This window comes from Geodermatophilus sp. SYSU D00698 (assembly GCF_054050335.1).
Window position 1 is genome coordinate 53,668 of the sequence record NZ_JBJGZD010000020.1, and the last position, 16,890, is coordinate 70,557.

Sequence of the window (16,890 nt, forward strand, 5' to 3'; positions counted from 1 at the left end):
GGGCGGCGAGGGGGCCCTCCGGCTACTGCAGGTAGCCCTCGACCTCGGACCTCGGGCGCACCTCGGCGGTGTCGGGGTCCTCGTCGTACTGCCGCTTGGCGTCCCGCTGGCGGACCAGGTCCCAGAGCTGGTCCCGCTCCTCCTCGATCTGACGGAGCCGGGTGCGCTGGTCGGCGGTGTGCTCCCCGCCGTCGCGGAGCCGGTGCTCCTCCTCGACCAGTGCGTCGATGCGGCTGCGGATCTCGCTGTCGTCCATGGGCGCTCCCTGCCCGCCGCGACGGAGGCGAAACGGTCAGGCCTCGGGGACCCAGCCCTCGACGAACGCGGCCAGCCGCCGGGTCACCGCGCCGCCGGCCCGGCCCAGCGCCAGCAGCGCCGGCCGGTCCAGCGGGACCCGGACCGCCCGGCGCCCGGGGACCGCGCTGCGCACCGCGTGCCCGGCGGCGACCAGCTCCGGCCACGGGCGGTCCAGCTGCGCGCGCACCCGCGCCAGCGCGGCCGCCGTCGGCCCGGCGTTGCCCTCCACCATCGCGGTGACGAGCGCCGGGTCGCTGCCGGCCACCCGGGTGCCGTCGCGGAAGCTGCCGGCCGCCAGCGCGAGCGCCAGCGGGCCGGCCTCACCGGCGGCGGCGGCGAGCGCGGCGGCGAGCAGGTGCGGCACGTGGCTGACCGCGGCGACGGCGTCGTCGTGCTCGGCGGCGGTCACCGGCACCACCTCGGCGCCGGCGTCGAGCGCGACCTCGGCGGCGCGCAGCCAGCGCCGCAGGTCGGTCCCCGGCTCCAGGCACAGCGCCCAGCGCGCGCCGCGGAACAGCCCGGGGTCGGTGGCCCCGTGCCCGGACCGCTCGGTCCCGGCCATCGGGTGCCCGCCGACGAACCGGCCGCCGAGCGCCGCGCCCACCGAGGCGAGCACCGGGACCTTCACCGAGCCGAGGTCGGTGACGGTGGCGTCCGGGTCGACGTCGAGGCCGTCGAGGGCCGTGGCCGTCGCCGGCAGGGGGACGGCGAGGACGACGACGCCGCCGAGCTCGCGGCCGACCCGCACGCCGCGGGCCGCGGCCGCCTCGCGCGCCGCCGGGTCGACGTCCCACCCGGACACCTCGCGGCCGGCGGCGACCAGCGCGGCCGCCAGGGACCCGCCCAGCTGGCCCAGGCCGACCACCCCGACCGGCGGCGCCGGCATCGTCGGGACGGGGAGGCTCATGCCGGCGACCCCCAGGGCCGGTCGGTGCGGAAGACGCGGGCCAGCGCGGTGGCCACCAGCCGGCCGTCCTCGCCGCGGGCGTCGATGCGGTAGACGGCGGTGCGGCGGCTCCGGTGCAGCTCGCTGCCCTCGGCCACCAGCCGCTCCCCGGGCCGGCCCGCGACCAGGAACTCGGTGTGCACGTCCTGCGCGACGGCCACCGTGCCGTGGCTGTTGCCCACCGCCGCGTGGACGACGTCGAGCAGCGCCATCGTCGCGCCGCCGTGCGCGGTGCCGACGGCGTTGAGCAGCCGCGGGCCGACGGTCATCGCCGCCCGCGCGTAACCCGGCCGCACCTCCTCGAGCTCGATGCCGAGCAGCTCCGCGAGCGGGTCGGCGGCCAGCCGGGCGAACAGCGCGGCGTCGACCTCGGCTCCGTCGGAGGGTGCGGGATCGGCCATGATCAGAGGCTATGCCGCACTCCCCGCGCTCCTGGCCTCCGGCATGACCCCCCGGTCGTTCCTCCTCACGCAGGAGGTCTCCGACTACGTCCGCGCCAGCTCCGAGCCGCTGGACGAGGTGGCCGCCGCGCTGGTCGCCGAGACCGCGGCGCTGGCCGACCGGGGCGAGGTCCCGGCCACCTTCCAGATCGCCGTCGAGCAGGGCGTGCTCATGCGGCTGCTCACCGCCGCGCTCGGGGTCCGCCGGGCGGTCGAGATCGGCACCTTCACCGGGTTCTCCGCCCTGTGCATCGCCCGCGGCCTGGCCGAGGGCGGCTCGCTGCTGTGCCTGGACCGCAGCGCGGAGTGGACGGCGATCGCCCGCCGGTACTGGGAGCGGGCCGGCGTCGCCGACCGGGTGGAGCTGCGGCTGGGGGAGGCGCTGGACCTGCTGCGCGCGGTGCCCGCCGAGCCCGCGTTCGACCTGGCCTTCGTCGACGCCGACAAGGGCGGCTACCCCGCCTACGTCGAGGAGCTGCACCCGCGGATGCGGCCCGGCGGCCTCGTGCTGCTGGACAACACCCTGCGCAGCGGCCGCGTGCTGGCGCCCGAGAGCGACGAGGACCGCGTGATCGCCGGCCTCAACGCCTCGCTCGCCACCGACCCCCGCTTCGAGACCGTGCTGCTGCCGCTGGCCGACGGCCTGACCGTGCTGCGGGTCCGGTGAGCGCCCCGGGGACGGCCGCCCCGCCGAGCTGGGCGGTGCGGGTCGCCCGCCGCGGCGGCCGCTGGCGGGTGGAGCTGCTGGCCGCCGACGCCTCCGACGAGCTGCCGGTGCTCGAGCGGGCGCTGGGCGACCCCGGCACGGAGGAGTGGCCGGGGCCGTTCGTGGTCGTCGTCGACTCGCGGCTGTACTTCGTCGTGCTGCGGCACGGCCCCGGGGGCATGGTCCGCGCGCTGATCTCGGACGCGACCATGCAGGAGTGGGTGCTCGGCGCCGAGGTGGTCGAGCGCTACGGCATCGCCGTCGACGAGGACGGCGCCTTCGACGACGACGAGACCGGATGGCCGGGAGGGGACCTGGACGTGTTCGCCGACGACGGACTGCCCGCCGACGAGCTGCGGCCGATCGTGACCGCCGACGACCTGTGGGCCGACGAGATGGTCGCGCGGATCGCCACCCGGCTGGGCTTCGCCGACGAGCTGGCCGCGGCGGTGCGGGCGTGAGCGCGACCGCGACCGCCGTGGTGTTCGACCTCGGCGGGGTCATCACCGAGAGCCCGATGCTGGCCTTCGCCGCCTACGAGGCCGAGGCCGGCCTGCCCGAGGGGCTGATCCGGCGGCTCAACAGCACCGACCCCGACACCAACGCCTGGGCGCGGTACGAGCGCAACGAGCTCGACGTCGAGGGGTTCGTCGACACCTTCGAGGCCGAGGCGCTGGCCGCCGGCCACCGGGTGGACGCCCGCCGGGTGCTGGCCGCGCTGTCCGGGGAGATCCGCCCGCAGATGGTGGAGGCGGTGCGGACGCTGAGGGCCGCGGGCCTGCCGCTGGGGATGCTGTCGAACAACGTCGCGCCGATGGAGCGCACCGGGCGGCTGGCCGAGCTGCTCGACCTCTTCGACGCCGTCGTCGAGTCCTCGGTCGAGGGCGTGCGCAAGCCCGAGCCGGAGATCTACCGGCGGGCGCTGGCCCGGCTGAACGAGGCCACCGGCCGCGACCTGGCCTTCTCCGACTGCGCCTACCTCGACGACCTGGGCATCAACCTCAAGCCGGCCCGGGCGCTGGGCATGCACACGATCAAGGTCGCCGACCCCGCGACCGCGCTCGCCGAGCTGTCCGCGCTGGTCGGCCTCCCGCTGGCCGGCGCCCGGCCGTGACGGCTCCCGGCGGCGTCCTGCCCGACGACGTCGTCGACGCGGCGATGGTCCGCGCGCTGCGGCTCGCCGTCGCCGCGCAGGAGTGGGGCGACACGCCGATCGGCGCCGTCGTCCTGGGGCCGGACGGCGCGGTGCTCGCCGAGGCGGCCAACGAGCGCGAGAAGCGCGGCGACCCGACGGCGCACGCCGAGGTCCTCGCCCTGCGCGCCGCGGCCGCGGCCCACGGCGACGGCTGGCGGCTGACCGGCGCGACGCTCGTCGTCACGCTGGAGCCCTGCACGATGTGCGCCGGCGCCAGCGTGCTGGCGCGGGTGGCGCGCGTCGTCTACGGCGCCGACGACCCCAAGGCCGGCGCCGCCGGGTCGCTGTGGGACGTGGTCCGGGACCGTCGGCTCAACCACCGGCCGCAGGTCACCGGCGGGGTCCGGGCCGAGGAGAGCACGACACTCCTACGCGCGTTCTTCCGCCGGAGGCGGGCCCTGTAGTCTCTTCGGCGGTGGCGTGTCCGAGCGGCCGAAGGAGCACGCCTCGAAAGCGTGTGAGGTGCAAGCCTCCGTGGGTTCAAATCCCACCGCCACCGCCAGCAGGACCGGACGGCGGCGCCCCGCGACGGGGCGCCGCCGTCGTCGTCTCCCGGTCAGGGTCTCCCGGGTCAGGGTCTCCCGGGTCGTCGTCTCCCGGGTCGTCGTCTCCCGGGTCAGGCCACGACGTCGAGGTCGACCAGCAGCTCCCCGTCGTCGCCGCGGACGAACGTCACCGCGTGCGTCTCCACCACGCGCTCGCCGCCCCGCCGGAACTCCACCCGGCTCGTCGCGGTGAGGCCGCCGTCCTGCTCGTCGACGTCCCGGACGTCGACGAGCGACACCTCGTCCCAGCGGCCGAAGAAGTCCCGGTAGTAGTCGTAGCTCGCCCGCGACCGCAGGCTCGGCCCGGTCATCGCGTACGCGCTCTCGGGGTCGCCGGGCAGGTACTCGTAGTACTGCTCGAGGGTCTGCCGCACCTCGGCCTCCGCGTCCGACGCGGGCCCGGCCTCGTCGTCCGGCGTCGTCTCGTCCGCCGGCGTCGCCTCCTGCGTCGGCTCCGGGGTGGACTCCTCCGTCGGCTGCCCGGCGGACCCGGTCTCCGGCGCGGGAGCCGGCTCCGTGCCCGGCGACGTCAGGTCCGCCGAGGTCTGCGGTGCCGGGTCGGCCGACGGGCTCCCGCCGTCGCCGCGCACGGCCAGCCAGGTGCCCAGCGACGCGGCGAGCACGACGAGCAGGACCAGCGCGGCCACCAGCAGCGGACGGCGGCGCCGGCGCCGGGGCCCGACGGACGGCCCGGTCCGGGGCGGTCCGGGCCGGGCGGCGGGCTCCGGCTCCGGGCGGGCGGCCGTCCCGGGACCGGGGGTCGGCGGGCCGGCGGGGACGGCCGCGGGCTGGACGGCGGTCGGCGGGTCCGCGCGGGCCGCCGGGTCGGTCGGGGGCACCGGCGCCGGCACCGCGGCGGTCCGGTCCCGGTCGCGGGAGGACCGCAGGTCGGTGCGGGCCAGGAGCACCGTCGTCGTGTCGCCGTCGCGGCCGGCGGCCAGCTTGGCGAGCACGTCGCGGACCTCGGTCATCTCCGGCCGGTCGGCGGGGTCGCGGGCGAGCATCCGCAGCAGCGGCCGCTCCAGCGACCCGGCGCGGGCGGGCGGGCGGATCTCCCCGCCGGCGACCCGGTGCAGCAGGCGGAGCGCGTTGTCGTCCATGCCGAACGGCGGCTGCCTCTCGACGCAGGTGTAGAGGGTGGCGCCCAGGGAGAAGACGTCGCTGGCCGGCGTCATCCCGGCGCCCTGTGCCACCTCCGGGGCGAGGAAGGCCGGCGTCCCGGTGATCTGGCCGGTCTGGGTGAGGGTGACGTCGCCGCTGGCGTGCGAGATGCCGAAGTCGGTGATCTTGACCAGGCCCTCGACCCGGTCGCCGCGCCCGATGAGCACGTTGGCCGGCTTGACGTCGCGGTGGACGATCCCGGCCGCGTGGACGGCGGCCAGCGCGTCGGCCAGCTGGGCGCCGACCTGCGCCACCTGGTCGGTGCGCAGCGGCCCGTCCTCGGCCAGCACCACGGCCAGGCTGCGGGAGGGCAGGTACTCCATGACCAGCCACGGGATGCCCTGCTCCAGCGCCACGTCGTAGACCGAGATGGCGTGCGGGTGGGTGAGCCGCGCGGCGATCCGGCCCTCGCGCAGCGCCCGCTGGCGGTGGTGGTCGGTCGTCTCCGGGTCGGCGCCGGCCGGCAGCAGCACCTGCTTGATCGCCACCCGCCGGTCGAGGAGCTCGTCGCGCCCCAGCCACACCGCACCCATGCCGCCGCCGCCGATCCGCTCCAGGAGGCGGTAGCGGCCGGCCACCAGGCGGCCGGGGACGGTCGAGGTCACGGGCGGCTCCTACCCCGCGGGCGGGCGCCCGGCACGGGCCGGTTCAGACCGTGCTGGGGACGCCGTAGCGGCGCGCGTACTCCTCCTGCGCCCCCTCGGGCAGGACGTCGTAGAGCTCGCCCAGCTGCTCGACCGCGTCGGGCGCCAGGTCGTCGAACAGCCGCGCCCACGTCGGCGGCTCGTCGTAGCCGCGGGTCAGCAGCAGCTCCCACGCCTGGGCCTGGCGGTCGCGCTTGCTGCGCTCGGCGGCGAACTCCGACAGGTAGCGGTCCTTGGCGGCCGCCTTCTCCTCCGCGGTCGCCGACGGCGGCAGTCCTGACGGGTCGGCCCCGTGCAGGACGGCGACGATGGCCTCCACGACCTCCGGTCGGACCTGATCCGGCTCGCTCATCCGTCCTGCCTCCTCGGTTCCCCCGTGCGGTGCCCGTGCGGTGTGCGACCGGTCCAGCCTGCCCCGTGCCGCCCGCGCGGACCACCCGGGGCGGCACGCCCGTGCCGGGGCGGCGGCTGACCCGCGGCCCGGCGCCCGGTACCATCGGCGTGCACTGGAGGATTCGCCTAGTGGCCTATGGCGCTCGCTTGGAAAGCGGGTTGGGGGCAACCCCTCGGGAGTTCGAATCTCCCATCCTCCGCAGGCACGCGACGGGCTCCCGGCCACCGGCCGGGAGCCCGTCGCCGTCCATGCCCGGGCCTACGCCCCGGCCACCGGCTCCGGGCTCCGCCGCAGCTGGCGGACGTAGAGCCCGGCCACGGCGGCGAGCAGCAGCAGGCCACCGGCGACGGCGGCCGGCGCCAGCCGCTCCCCGAGGAACGCGGTGGCCAGGACGGTCGCGGTGAGCGGCTCGAGCAGCGTGACGATCGAGGCCACCGCGCCGGGCACCGTCCGCACGCCGGTGAAGAACAGGCCGTAGGCCAGCGCGCTCGGCACCAGGCCCAGGTAGAGCAGCACGGCCAGCGCGGCGCCGTCGGAGGGCACCGACAGTCCCTCGGCCAGGACCACCGGGGTCAGCAGCAGCGCGCCCCCGGCGAAGCCGGCGAGGGTGACCGGGACGCCGGCCGGCACGCCGCTCCCGGCCAGCGTGACGACGGCGTAGCCGAGCGCCGAGCCGCTGGCCATCAGGGCGCCGAGCAGCACCGTCGTCCCGGTGTCGGCGCCGGCGGAGACGCCGACCAGCAGGGTGAGCCCGACCAGGGCCACCGTCAGCGCGACGAGCGTCGCCCGGTTCGGCCGGCCGTGGCCGAGCAGCGTGCCGCCGACGGTGATCAGCAGCGGCGCGAGGCCGAGGGCGACGAGCGTGGCGATGCTCACACCGGCGCGCTCGACGGCGCTGAAGAAGGCGAGCTGGTAGGCGCCCAGCCCGGCGCCGACGAGGGCGAGCCGGACGGCGACCGGCCGGGTCAGGGGGACGGCGGCGGTGCGGCGGCGGGCGGTGGCGAGCCAGGCGACCGCGAGGGCGGCGGCACCGATCGCGAGGCGGTACCAGGCGATGTCGAGGGCGGACAGGTCGCTGCGGTCGGCGATCAGCCGGCCGGACAGGCCGGCGGTGCCCCAGCACAGCGCGGCGAGGACGACGAGGAGGAACCCGCGGCTCGACGCGGGGGAGGGGAGGGCGGGGGAGGGCAGGGTGGACACGACGCTCCTGGGCGCTGGTTCCGGACGGGGGGCCGGGTCCGGAGCACGGCGCAGCGGCGGACGGCGGGTGCGCCGGCCGCGCGGGTCAGCCCGCGGTGCTCCGGGTCAGGAGCGGGGCGGGGGCAGGACGAGGGCGCGCCGGGGGGCCATGGACCGTGAGGCTAGCGGGCGGCGTCCTCTACAGTGGGTGCAGACCCCTCGTGTGGCGTCACCCCGTGAACCTCCCCAGGGCCGGAAGGCAGCAAGGATAAGCGGGCTCTGGCGGGTGCGCGGGGGGTCCCTTCTTTCCCCGACACGTCGGGCTCCGTGGCGCGGCTCACAGCCGGCTCCCAGGTCGGTGCGCCAACATCCTTGAACCGTCAAGGAGAGGAGCTCGTCATGGCCCGTCGCCGTCGCGCGTGGTGGATCGTCGGGGGACCGGTCGCGGTCCTCGCCCTCGGCCTGGGCGTCGGTCCCCTGGTCTACGCCGCGCTCGAGGAGGACGCCGCCGCGGCCCCGACCGTGCAGGCCCAGCCCTCCGACGTCGAGCTGGCCGCCGACACCGACGGGACGTGGACGGTGGCCCCGGGCTCCTCGGCGGGCTACCGCGTCGACGAGGTGCTCAACGGGGCCGACGTGACCGTCGCCGGCACCACCGACCGGGTCACGGGCTCCGTGGTGGTGCAGGGCGGGGACATCGCCTCGGCCGAGGTCACCGTCGACGTCGCGAGCATCAGCACCGACTCGGGCCGGCGCGACGACTACTTCCGCGGCAACGTCATGGACGTCGGCACCCACCCGACGGCGACCTTCGCCGTCCGCGGGCCCGTCGACCTGCCCGAACTCGGCGGCACCCCGGTGACCGTGCCGGTGACCGGCGACCTCACGCTGCGCGGCACGACCCGCCAGGTGCAGACCGACCTCGCCGTCGTCCGCACCGCCGACGGGGTCGAGGCCTCCGGCGCGGTCCCGGTCGTGTTCGCCGACTTCGGCATCTCGGCGCCGGACCTGGGCTTCGTCCGCGTCGAGGACCGCGGCCAGGTCGAGTTGCTGCTCAAGCTCACCCCGTGAGCCGCGCCGGGCGCGGGCCGAGCCGGTCCCGCGCCCGGTGCCGGAGGCGCCGAGGCGCCGGGAAACGAGATCGTCACGCGCTCGGGTCTTGTGCGGGAACCTGATCCCCACAGAATGGACCCCGTGCCCAAAGCCGAACTGGACACTGCGTCCACTTCTGCGGCCGGATCGGCCAAGGCCCTGGTCAAGGGCCTGTGGCTGGTCGAGCACGTCGCCGACAGCGACCGCCCGCTGCGGCTGGTCGACCTGGTCGAGGCCAGCGGCCTGCCGCGCCCCACGGCGCTGCGGCTGCTCGACGTCCTCTGCCGGGCGGAGGTGCTCCGCGTGGACGGCCAGGGCGCGTACACGCTCGGCCCGCGCGTCGCCGCCTGGGGCCAGTCCTTCCTCGACCGGCTGGACCTGCGCTCGCAGGCCGCCGAGCTCATGGAGGAACTGGTCGAGATCAGCGGCGAGACCTGCTTCCTCGGGGTCCTGGACGGCCGGCAGGTGCTCTACGTCGCCGCGGTGAACAGCCCCAAGCCGGTCCGCCCGGCCGCCCGGCCCGGCTCCCGCAACCCCCTGCACTCCACCGGCATCGGCAAGGTGCTGCTGGCCGGGCGGGACGACGACCAGGTGCTCGCGCTGCTGACGGACCCGCTGGAGCGGCGCACCGAGAACACCCTCACGGAGGTGGCGGCGGTGCTCGCGCACGTGCGCGGCATCCGGGAGCGCGGCTACGCCATCGACGAGATCGAGAACGAGGAGGGCGTGCGCTGCGTCGCCGCCCCGGTCCGCGACCACACCGGCGCCGTCGTGGCGGGCCTGTCGGTGTCCGCGCCCGCCTACCGCTTCACCAGCGACGACGTGCAGCGCCTGGCGCCCGACGTGCTCCGGGTGACCACGGAGCTGTCCCGGCGGCTGGGTGCCCCGCTGCCCGGGGACGGCCCGGCCGGCGCCCTGACCAGCGGCCCGGAGACCCCGGGCGCCGAGAGGAGGACCCCGTGAGCGAGGACGAGAGCTGGCGCGGCAAGGTCGGCAAGCTCGACGAGGACGCGGTCGCCGCGTTCCTGGCCGAGCCGCGGATCGCCCGCCTGGCCTGCCTGGACGACCAGGGCTGGCCCTACGTGGTGCCGTGCTGGCAGGAGTGGGACGGCGAGGCGTTCTGGGTGGTGCCCCGCGAGAAGGCGGCGTGGGGCCGCTACCTCGAGGCCGAGCCGCGCTGCGCGATCACCGTCGACGAGGAGGGCGCCCAGCGGAAGGTCGTGGCCCAGTGCCGCGCCGAGCTGGTCGAGCGCCCCAACGTGGGCGGGCAGTGGGTGCCCGTCGCCGAGCGCATGTCCACCCGCTACCTGGGCGAGAACGGCCCGAAGTACCTCGAGCCGACGCTCGACAAGCCGCGCTGGCTCTACCGACTCGTCCCGGTCACGTTCCAGACGTGGCAGGGGCAGGACTGGGCGCGGCGGTACAAGTGACCGGGGCGGCGGACGGACCGGCCGGCGACGTCCTCGACGTCGTCGAGCTCGCGCGGACGCTGGTGCGGACGCCGAGCCCGAACCCCCCGGGGGACGAGCGCGCCGTCGCCGGCGTCGTCCGGGACGCGCTGCCGGCCCTCGGCCTCCCGGCCGCCGAGGTGCTGGCGCTGGACCCGGCACGTCCCAACCTGCTGGTGACGCTGGACCTCGGGCCCGGCGGCAGCCACCTCGTGCTGTCCGGCCACCTGGACACCAAGCCGGTCGGGGACGCCGCCTGGACCGTCGACCCGCTCGGCGCCGACCTCGACGGCGACCGGCTGTACGGGCTGGGCTCGGCCGACATGAAGGGCGCGATCGCCGCCATGCTGGTGGCCGCGTCCCGGCTGGCGCGCGCCCCCGGCGGACGAGGGCGGCTGAGCCTGCTCCTCACCGCCGACGAGGAGGACGGCGCCACCTACGGCGCCCACCACGTCGCCTCCACCCAGCCGCTCGGCGCCGACGCCGTCGTGATCGGCGAGCCCGGGGGGATCGAGGACGACTTCGACCGGGTGCACCTGGTCAGCCGCGGGATCGCCCGGCTGCGGCTGGTCGCCCGCGGCCGGCAGGGCCACTCGAGCCTGTCCGGCGTCCCGGGCACGCGCAACGCCGGGGTCGACGCCGCCCGCCTGGTCACCGCCGTCGCCGACGACCTCGAGCTCGCGGTGCCGGCCAACGACGACGCGCTCGAGGGCTGGGCGGCCACCGTCAACACCGGCATGACATTCCGCGGCGGCGTCGGCTACGGCGTGCTGCCCGGCCGGGTCGCCGTCGACACCGAGGTCCGGCTCCTGCCGGGGATGGACCGCGGCGGGGTGACCGAGGCGTTCACCGGGCTGGTCACCCGGGTGGCCGGCGACACCGGGGCCGACCTCGCGGTGGAGTACGACGCCGCCCCCAACGACTGGCTGCCGCCGGCGGCCGTGCCCGCGGGGCACGCCGTCGCCCGCGCCGCGCAGGAGGCGTGCAAGGCGGTGCTGGGCGCCGCGCCGCCGTTGTCGGTCTTCCCCGGCACCACCGACGCGACCTGGTTCGCCGCCGCCCAGGGGATCGCCACCCTGCCGGCGCTCGGGCCGGGGCTGCTGCGCCGGGCGCACGGGGCCGACGAGTGGGTCTCGGTCGCCGCCGTCCGGCGGGCCGTCGACCTGTACGAGCACCTGGCCCGGGCCTTCACGGCGCGGGACGGGGAGGGGACGTCGTGACCGCCGGCGCGCCGACGCAGGGCACCACGGCGGGGACGCCGGCGGCCGGCCCCGGTGCCGGCCGGGACCTGCTGCGCCGGGCCCTGTCCCTGGTGGCCCCCCTGGCCGGGCTCGCGGTCGTCCTGGTGCTGGCGGCGGTCACGACGCCGGGCTTCTACAGCGGCGGGGTGCTGCGGCTGGTGCTGTTCCAGGTCGGCCTGATCGGCGTGACGGCGATCGGCCAGACCCTGGTGCTGCTGGTCGGGGGCATCGACCTGTCGATCGGCGCCGTCGTCGGGCTGACCACGGTGATCCTCGCCGAGTACACGCAGGGCGACGACGACCGGCTGCTCGGCGCCGTCCTGCTCGCCCTCGGCGCCGGCGCGGTCGTCGGGCTGCTCAACGGGCTGCTCGTCGTGCGGCGGCAGGTGCCGGCGTTCGTCGCCACCTTCGCCACCTTCGTGCTGGTCCAGGGCGTCATCACCGCGTGGACCCGGGGCGCCCCCTCCGGCGACATCCCCGGCGGGCTCGGCGGGCTGGGGACCGGCCGGTGGCTCGGGGTCCCCGTCCCCACCTGGGTGTTCCTCGCCGTCGCGGTGGTGACGGGGGTCGTGCTGTCCCGCACCGGCCTGGGGCGGCGGCTCTACGCCACCGGGGCGAACGCCCGGGCGACGGCGCTGTCCGGGGTGCGCACCGGGTGGATCGTCGTGGGCTGCTTCGTCGCCGCGGCGCTGCTCGCGGTCCTCGCCGGGCTGATCAACGCCGGCTACATCGGCTACGTCGACGCGCGCCTGTCCCGCAGCCTCGACCTGAACTCCGTCGCCGCCGCGGTGATCGGTGGCATCGCCCTCACCGGGGGACGCGGCCGGATCGGCCAGACGGTCGCCGGTGTCGTCCTCCTGGCCGTGCTGCTCGCCTGGCTGCGGCAGCTCGGCGCCGGGGCGGGGGCGCAGCTGGTGGTGAGCGGCGCGGTGATCCTGCTCGCCGTCTGGCTCCAGAGCAGCGGGTGGACCGTCCGGTCCCCTCGTCGGAACAAGCAGAGGGATGGAGTGCGATGAGGACACACGTCAGCACCTCGCGCCGCGGGGGTCGGCTGCGCCTGCCCCTGGCTCTCGGCATGGCGGCCGCGCTCGTGGCGGCCTGCGGCACGGAGCAGGAGGGCACGTCCGCGAGCGAGGGCGCGGGCGGAGGGGAGGAGTGCGCCAACTCGGAGGAGGCGCAGGCGACCTACCGGGAGGCCTGGACCACGGCGGCCGAGCAGCTCGGCCTCGAGGAGCTCGAGCCCGTCGAGGAGGAGATCTGCGAGGTCGACACCTCCGAGTGGGCCGCCGAGCCCAAGAACGGCGACACCTACCGGATCGCCTTCGCCGCGCAGGGCCCGACCAACTCCTGGGGCCTGACCAACGAGGAGGCCTTCCGCGCCCACGCCGAGGAGCTCGGCGTCGAGGTCCTCTACGCCTCGGCCAACGGCGACGCCACCGCCCAGGTCGACAACATCCAGCAGCTGGCCTCGCAGGACCCCGACGCGATGGTGGTCGTCCCCATGGGCGACGGCATCACCGGCCAGGTCCAGGCGGCCGCCTCCCAGGGCATCCCGGTGGTCCTCTGCGCCGGCCGGCTCGGCGCGGACAGCGGCGCGGTGTCCACCGTGACGCGCCAGTACGAGCTGCTCGGCACCATGTACGCCGAGTGGCTGGTGCAGCAGCTGGGCGGCGAGGGCCAGGTGGCCGTCCTCAGCGGGCTGGCCGGTGTCCCGACCGCCGAGTTCCAGAAGGCCGCGGCGCTCGAGGTGTTCTCGCGGTACCCGGGCATCGAGGTCGTCACCGAGCAGTACACCGAGTGGTCGCCGACGGTGGCCAAGACGGTGGCCGCCAACCTCGTGACCCAGTACCCCGAGCTGGACGGCATCTGGTCGGACTCCGGCTACGGCGACCTGGGCGTCGTCCAGGCCTACCAGGAGGCGGGGCGCCCCGTGCCGCCGATGACCGGTGACGCGATCAACGCGTTCCTCAAGGCGGTCCAGGGCACCGACGTCAGGTTCGCGCTGTCGTCCTTCCCGCCCGAGCAGAGCACCCAGTGCCTGGACACGGCGATGTCGGTGCTCGAGGGCGAGCCGGTCCTCGACAAGGTCTACATCGAGAGCCCGAGCTTCACGCACGAGCAGATCGACCAGTACGTGCGGCCCGAGTGCAGCGACAACCTGTTCGTCCCCTCCGGCCTGCCGGACGAGCAGCTGCGCGAACTGGGGCTGTGCTGAGCCGATGGCGTCCTCCACGACGGCCGTCCTGCAGGCCCGGGGGCTGACCAAGTCCTTCCCCGGGGTGCGGGCGCTCGACCGGGCCGACCTCTCGTGTCGGCCCGGTCGGGTCCACGCCCTCGTCGGTGAGAACGGGGCCGGCAAGTCCACGCTCGTCCGGATCCTCACCGGCAACCAGGTCCCCGACGAGGGTGAGCTGCTGCTCGACGGCGAGCCGGTCCGGTTCACCGACCCCCGGCAGGCCATGGCGGCCGGGATCAGCGCCGTCTACCAGGAACTGACCGTGCTCCCGGCCATGAGCGTCGCCGACAACGTGATGCTCGGCCAGGAGCGGACCGCGCGGGGCCTGCTCGACCGCCCGACCCAGGACCGCGAGGTCCGGGCCGCGCTGGCCCGCGTCGGGCTCGCCGACCTCGACCCCCGCACCCGGGCCGAGGACCTGTCACTGGCCAACCAGCAGATGGTCGAGATCGCCCGCGCGCTGGTGCGGAAGAGCCGGGTGATCGTGCTGGACGAGCCGTCCGCGGTGCTCTCCGGCGACAAGCTGGAGGCGCTGTTCGGCGTCGTCCGCGGGCTGGCCGCCGACGGCGTGGCGGTGGTCTACATCAGCCACCTGCTGGAGGAGGTCACCGACCTCGCCGACGACGTGACCGTGCTGCGCGACGGGCGGGTCGTCTCCACCGGGCCGGCGTCGGACTACGACGTGCCGCGGATCATCCGCGAGATGGTCGGCCGCGACGTCGACGCCGTCTTCCCGCCGCTGCCCGAGCCGGGCGCGGAGACGGTGCTCCGGGTGCGCGGCCTGGTCCCCGTCAGCAGCTCCCGGACGCCCGCGCCGCTGGACCTCGACGTGCGGGCCGGCGAGGTCGTCGGCGTGGCCGGCATGGTCGGCTCCGGGCGCAGCCGGCTCCTGCGGACCATCGCGGGGGAGCACCGCCGGGCCGCGGGCACGGTCGAGGTGGCCGGGCGCCCGGTGCCCACCGGCACCCGCCGCGCCATCGCCGCCGGCGTCGCCCTGGTGCCGGAGGAGCGCAAGACCGACGGGCTGGTCCTGCCGCTGCCGGTGCGCGCCAACACCACGCTGGCCGCGCTGGGGCAGGTCCTGCGCGGCGGCTTCCTCTCCGCCCGCCGCGAGCGGGCGGTGTTCGAGGAGGAGCAGGCCCGCCTGGGCATCCGGGCGTCCGGGCCGGAACAGGGCACCTGGCAGCTCTCCGGCGGGAACCAGCAGAAGATCGTGCTGGCCAAGTGGCTGCGGCGGGGGCCGCGCGTGCTGCTGCTCGACGAGCCCACCCGCGGCGTCGACGTCGGCGCCAAGGCGGAGATCTACCGGCTGATCGCCGGCCTCGCGGCCGAGGGGATGGCGGTGGTCGTGGTCTCCAGCGACCTCCCCGAGGTCCTCGGGCTGTCCCACCGCGTCCTGGTCTGCCGCGCGGGGGGCGTCGCCGGTGAGCTGGCCGGCGAGGACGTCACCGAGGAGAACGTCATGCACCTCGCCCTGGACACCGCGGGGGTGACCCGGTGAGCGCCGCGGCCGGGGTCGCCCCCGCCCGCACGCGCGGCTCCCTGCTCGCGAGCCTCACCCGCACCGGGGCGGCGGTCTGGATCGTCGTCCTGGTCGCGGTGCTGGCCCTCACCGTCGCCGACGCCGGCGGTTTCTGGGCACCGGCCAACGTCGCGAACGTCCTCACGGCCACCGTGGTCCTGGGGCTGGCGGCGCTCGGCCAGCACCTCGTCGTGCTCAGCGGCGGGATCGACCTGGCGGTCGGCTCCCTCGCCACGCTGTCGGCCCTGCTGACGGCGATCCTGATCAACGGCTACCCGATCCGCACGGTGCCCGTCGTCGTCGGGATGCTCCTGCTCGGGGCGCTGGTCGGTCTCCTGCACGGGGTGCTCGTCGCCCGGGTGGGGCTGCCGCCGTTCATCGTCACCCTCGCCACGCTCTACCTCATCCAGGGCGCGGCCTTCACGATCAGCACGACGCCCACCGGCCGGGTCACCACCGCGCTGTCGACGATCGCGCTGCAGCGGATCGGCCCGGTGCCCTACTCCTTCGGCGTGCTGCTGCTGGCCCTCGCCGTCGTCGCGTTCGTCCTGCACCGGACGGCGTTCGGGCGGCAGCTGTTCGCGGTCGGCGGGGACCAGGCGGCGGCCCGGTCCAACGGCGTCCCGGTGGCGCGGGTCCTGGTCACCGCCTACGTCCTGGCCGGCGTCCTGGCCGCCCTGGCCGGCGTCCTGCTGGCCGCGCGGGCCACCGTCGGGTCGCCCACCGCCGGGCAGGGCCTGGAGCTGTCGGCCATCACCGTCGTCGTCCTCGGCGGCACGTCGCTGCTGGGCGGCCGCGGCAGCCTGGTCGGCACGATGGGCGGTGTGGTCCTGCTGTCGCTGGTCAGCAGCTCGGTCACCCTGCTCCAGCTGCCGGCGACGCTCACCGACCTCATCCGCGGCGTCGTGATCCTCGCGGCGGCGGCGGTGTTCGTGACCCGGACCCGGCGATGAGCGGCGTGGTCGACGGGCACGCGCACGTCTTCCGCTCCGCCGCCGTCTCCCCGCGGGGCGTCGACGAGCTGGCCCCGGCGGACCGGGAGGCGCCCGCCGAGGACCTGCTCGCCCGGATGGACGCCGCGGGCGTGGACGCGGCGGTGCTCGTCGCCCTGGACGCCGTCGACGACGACGTCGCCGACGCCCTCGACCGGTTCCCCACCCGGTTCGCCGGCGTCGCCGTCGCCACGGGGGCCGAGCTGGGGACCACCGGCGCCGACCCCGTCGCGGCGCTGCGCCGGCGGCGCGAGCGCTGGGACCTCGGCGCCCTGCGCACCGGCTGGCTCGGCGACCCGTCCCGGCCCGTCGCGGACTCCCCGGCCCTGCCGGTGCTCCGGCTGATGGCGGAGGAGGGGCTGCCGCTGTGGAGCTACCTGCCGCCGCCGCAGCTGCCGTTGCTCGAGGAGCTCGTGCGGCTGCTGCCCGACCTCGTCGTCGTCCTCAACCACCTCGGCTTCTGCCCCCACGACATGTGGGTGGACGAGCACCGCCGGCCCCGGTTCGACGACCCGCTGCCCGAGCCGCTGGTCCAGCGGCTGCTGCGGCTGGCCGACGCGCCGCGGGTGCACGTGCTCGTCTCGGGCCAGTACGCGCTCTCGGCCGAGGAGCCGCCGTACGCCGACCTGTTCCCGGTCACGCGCCGGCTGGCCGCCGCCTACGGCGCCGACCGTCTGCTGTGGGGCTCGGACCACCCGTGGCCCAGTGACGTCCCGGGGTACGACACCCTCGTCGGGCTCGTGGCGTCCGCGCTGCCCGGCCTGACCGAGCGGGAGGCGGCCCGCGTGACCGGCGGCACCGCCCGCTCGCTGTTCCCCCGCCTGGCCGCCGCCGCGGCCTGAACCGACCCCG

Annotated in this window: 19 protein-coding genes, 2 tRNA genes and 1 other RNA gene; 16 read left to right on the plus strand and 6 right to left on the minus strand. The window is 76.5% G+C overall.

Features of this window, described 5'->3' with window-relative positions; translation table 11 throughout:
* Positions 1 to 22 precede the first annotated feature (22 nt).
* Genes ACI8AB_RS17385 through ACI8AB_RS17395 form a run of 3 tightly spaced genes read right to left on the minus strand, consistent with a single transcriptional unit; the run spans position 23 to position 1,644 of the window.
* Positions 23 to 256, minus strand: coding sequence for a DUF2630 family protein (locus ACI8AB_RS17385; RefSeq protein ID WP_387988437.1), 234 nt, complete (start codon positions 254 to 256; stop codon positions 23 to 25).
* Positions 257 to 292: 36 nt separating this feature from the next.
* On the minus strand, positions 293 to 1,204 hold the full coding sequence (locus ACI8AB_RS17390; RefSeq protein ID WP_456951145.1) for a prephenate dehydrogenase/arogenate dehydrogenase family protein: 912 nt from the start codon (positions 1,202 to 1,204) through the stop codon (positions 293 to 295).
* Complete coding sequence (locus ACI8AB_RS17395) at positions 1,201 to 1,644, minus strand: PaaI family thioesterase (RefSeq protein WP_387988435.1); 444 nt, start codon at positions 1,642 to 1,644, stop codon at positions 1,201 to 1,203. The genes ACI8AB_RS17390 and ACI8AB_RS17395 overlap by 4 nt, the downstream gene beginning before the upstream one ends.
* On the opposite strand from ACI8AB_RS17395, the gene ACI8AB_RS17400 reads away from it, so the two are divergent.
* The 5 genes from ACI8AB_RS17400 to ACI8AB_RS17420 all read left to right on the plus strand — a co-directional run bounded on the left by ACI8AB_RS17400 (position 1,643) and on the right by ACI8AB_RS17420 (position 4,086).
* Positions 1,643 to 2,350: an O-methyltransferase gene (locus ACI8AB_RS17400; protein ID WP_456951146.1), complete on the plus strand. Its 708-nt coding sequence runs from the start codon at positions 1,643 to 1,645 to the stop codon at positions 2,348 to 2,350. The genes ACI8AB_RS17395 and ACI8AB_RS17400 overlap by 2 nt on opposite strands.
* Positions 2,347 to 2,850 (plus strand): tRNA adenosine deaminase-associated protein, encoded by a 504-nt coding sequence (locus ACI8AB_RS17405; protein ID WP_387988433.1) that lies wholly within the window; start codon positions 2,347 to 2,349, stop codon positions 2,848 to 2,850. The genes ACI8AB_RS17400 and ACI8AB_RS17405 overlap by 4 nt, the downstream gene beginning before the upstream one ends.
* Positions 2,847 to 3,503 (plus strand): HAD-IA family hydrolase, encoded by a 657-nt coding sequence (locus ACI8AB_RS17410; RefSeq protein ID WP_387988432.1) that lies wholly within the window; start codon positions 2,847 to 2,849, stop codon positions 3,501 to 3,503. The genes ACI8AB_RS17405 and ACI8AB_RS17410 overlap by 4 nt, the downstream gene beginning before the upstream one ends.
* Positions 3,500 to 3,988 carry a nucleoside deaminase gene (locus ACI8AB_RS17415; RefSeq protein WP_456951147.1) on the plus strand — a complete coding sequence of 163 codons (489 nt, stop codon included), beginning with the start codon at positions 3,500 to 3,502 and terminating at the stop codon, positions 3,986 to 3,988. Before ACI8AB_RS17410 ends, ACI8AB_RS17415 begins: the two co-directional genes overlap by 4 nt.
* A 10-nt stretch (positions 3,989 to 3,998) precedes the next feature.
* A tRNA-Ser gene (locus ACI8AB_RS17420) sits at positions 3,999 to 4,086 on the plus strand.
* A 114-nt stretch (positions 4,087 to 4,200) separates the two neighbouring features.
* On the opposite strand, the gene ACI8AB_RS17425 is transcribed toward ACI8AB_RS17420, so the two are convergent.
* Together ACI8AB_RS17425 and ACI8AB_RS17430 are read right to left on the minus strand one after the other, a co-directional pair.
* Positions 4,201 to 5,895 (minus strand): protein kinase domain-containing protein, encoded by a 1,695-nt coding sequence (locus ACI8AB_RS17425; RefSeq protein WP_456951148.1) that lies wholly within the window; start codon positions 5,893 to 5,895, stop codon positions 4,201 to 4,203.
* A 43-nt stretch (positions 5,896 to 5,938) separates the two neighbouring features.
* Complete coding sequence (locus ACI8AB_RS17430; protein WP_387988429.1) at positions 5,939 to 6,286, minus strand: hypothetical protein; 348 nt, start codon at positions 6,284 to 6,286, stop codon at positions 5,939 to 5,941.
* A gap of 156 nt (positions 6,287 to 6,442) precedes the next feature.
* Between ACI8AB_RS17430 and ACI8AB_RS17435 the strand changes: the two genes are divergently transcribed.
* A tRNA-Ser gene (locus ACI8AB_RS17435) sits at positions 6,443 to 6,527 on the plus strand.
* Between the two features lie 59 nt (positions 6,528 to 6,586).
* Here the strand turns inward: ACI8AB_RS17435 and ACI8AB_RS17440 are convergent.
* The gene (locus ACI8AB_RS17440) at positions 6,587 to 7,528 is read right to left on the minus strand and encodes a DMT family transporter (protein WP_456951149.1); all 942 of its coding nucleotides are present in this window, start codon (positions 7,526 to 7,528) and stop codon (positions 6,587 to 6,589) included.
* 189 nt (positions 7,529 to 7,717) lie between these two features.
* Here ACI8AB_RS17440 and ffs point away from each other — a divergent pair.
* The 10 genes from ffs (at position 7,718) to ACI8AB_RS17490 (ending at position 16,880) form a co-directional block, all read left to right on the plus strand.
* Positions 7,718 to 7,813: signal recognition particle sRNA small type (gene ffs, locus ACI8AB_RS17445), an RNA gene on the plus strand.
* A 93-nt stretch (positions 7,814 to 7,906) separates the two neighbouring features.
* Positions 7,907 to 8,578 carry a YceI family protein gene (locus ACI8AB_RS17450; RefSeq protein ID WP_456951150.1) on the plus strand — a complete coding sequence of 224 codons (672 nt, stop codon included), beginning with the start codon at positions 7,907 to 7,909 and terminating at the stop codon, positions 8,576 to 8,578.
* A 123-nt stretch (positions 8,579 to 8,701) separates the two neighbouring features.
* Positions 8,702 to 9,562, plus strand: a complete 861-nt coding sequence (locus ACI8AB_RS17455) for an IclR family transcriptional regulator (protein ID WP_456951151.1) — start codon at positions 8,702 to 8,704, stop codon at positions 9,560 to 9,562.
* Positions 9,559 to 10,029 carry a pyridoxamine 5'-phosphate oxidase family protein gene (locus ACI8AB_RS17460; protein WP_387988425.1) on the plus strand — a complete coding sequence of 157 codons (471 nt, stop codon included), beginning with the start codon at positions 9,559 to 9,561 and terminating at the stop codon, positions 10,027 to 10,029. The genes ACI8AB_RS17455 and ACI8AB_RS17460 overlap by 4 nt, the downstream gene beginning before the upstream one ends.
* Complete coding sequence (locus ACI8AB_RS17465; RefSeq protein WP_456951152.1) at positions 9,993 to 11,267, plus strand: M20 family metallopeptidase; 1,275 nt, start codon at positions 9,993 to 9,995, stop codon at positions 11,265 to 11,267. Before ACI8AB_RS17460 ends, ACI8AB_RS17465 begins: the two co-directional genes overlap by 37 nt.
* Positions 11,264 to 12,304: an ABC transporter permease gene (locus ACI8AB_RS17470; protein ID WP_456951153.1), complete on the plus strand. Its 1,041-nt coding sequence runs from the start codon at positions 11,264 to 11,266 to the stop codon at positions 12,302 to 12,304. The genes ACI8AB_RS17465 and ACI8AB_RS17470 overlap by 4 nt, the downstream gene beginning before the upstream one ends.
* Entirely contained in the window at positions 12,301 to 13,503 is a 1,203-nt protein-coding gene (locus tag ACI8AB_RS17475) for a substrate-binding domain-containing protein (protein WP_456951154.1), read from the plus strand. The genes ACI8AB_RS17470 and ACI8AB_RS17475 overlap by 4 nt, the downstream gene beginning before the upstream one ends.
* Positions 13,504 to 13,507: 4 nt before the next feature.
* The gene (locus ACI8AB_RS17480; RefSeq protein WP_456951155.1) at positions 13,508 to 15,025 is read left to right on the plus strand and encodes a sugar ABC transporter ATP-binding protein; all 1,518 of its coding nucleotides are present in this window, start codon (positions 13,508 to 13,510) and stop codon (positions 15,023 to 15,025) included.
* Complete coding sequence (locus ACI8AB_RS17485) at positions 15,022 to 15,999, plus strand: ABC transporter permease (RefSeq protein ID WP_456951156.1); 978 nt, start codon at positions 15,022 to 15,024, stop codon at positions 15,997 to 15,999. The genes ACI8AB_RS17480 and ACI8AB_RS17485 overlap by 4 nt, the downstream gene beginning before the upstream one ends.
* Entirely contained in the window at positions 15,996 to 16,880 is an 885-nt protein-coding gene (locus tag ACI8AB_RS17490; protein ID WP_456951157.1) for an amidohydrolase family protein, read from the plus strand. Before ACI8AB_RS17485 ends, ACI8AB_RS17490 begins: the two co-directional genes overlap by 4 nt.
* The last annotated feature ends 10 nt before the right edge of the window (positions 16,881 to 16,890 follow it).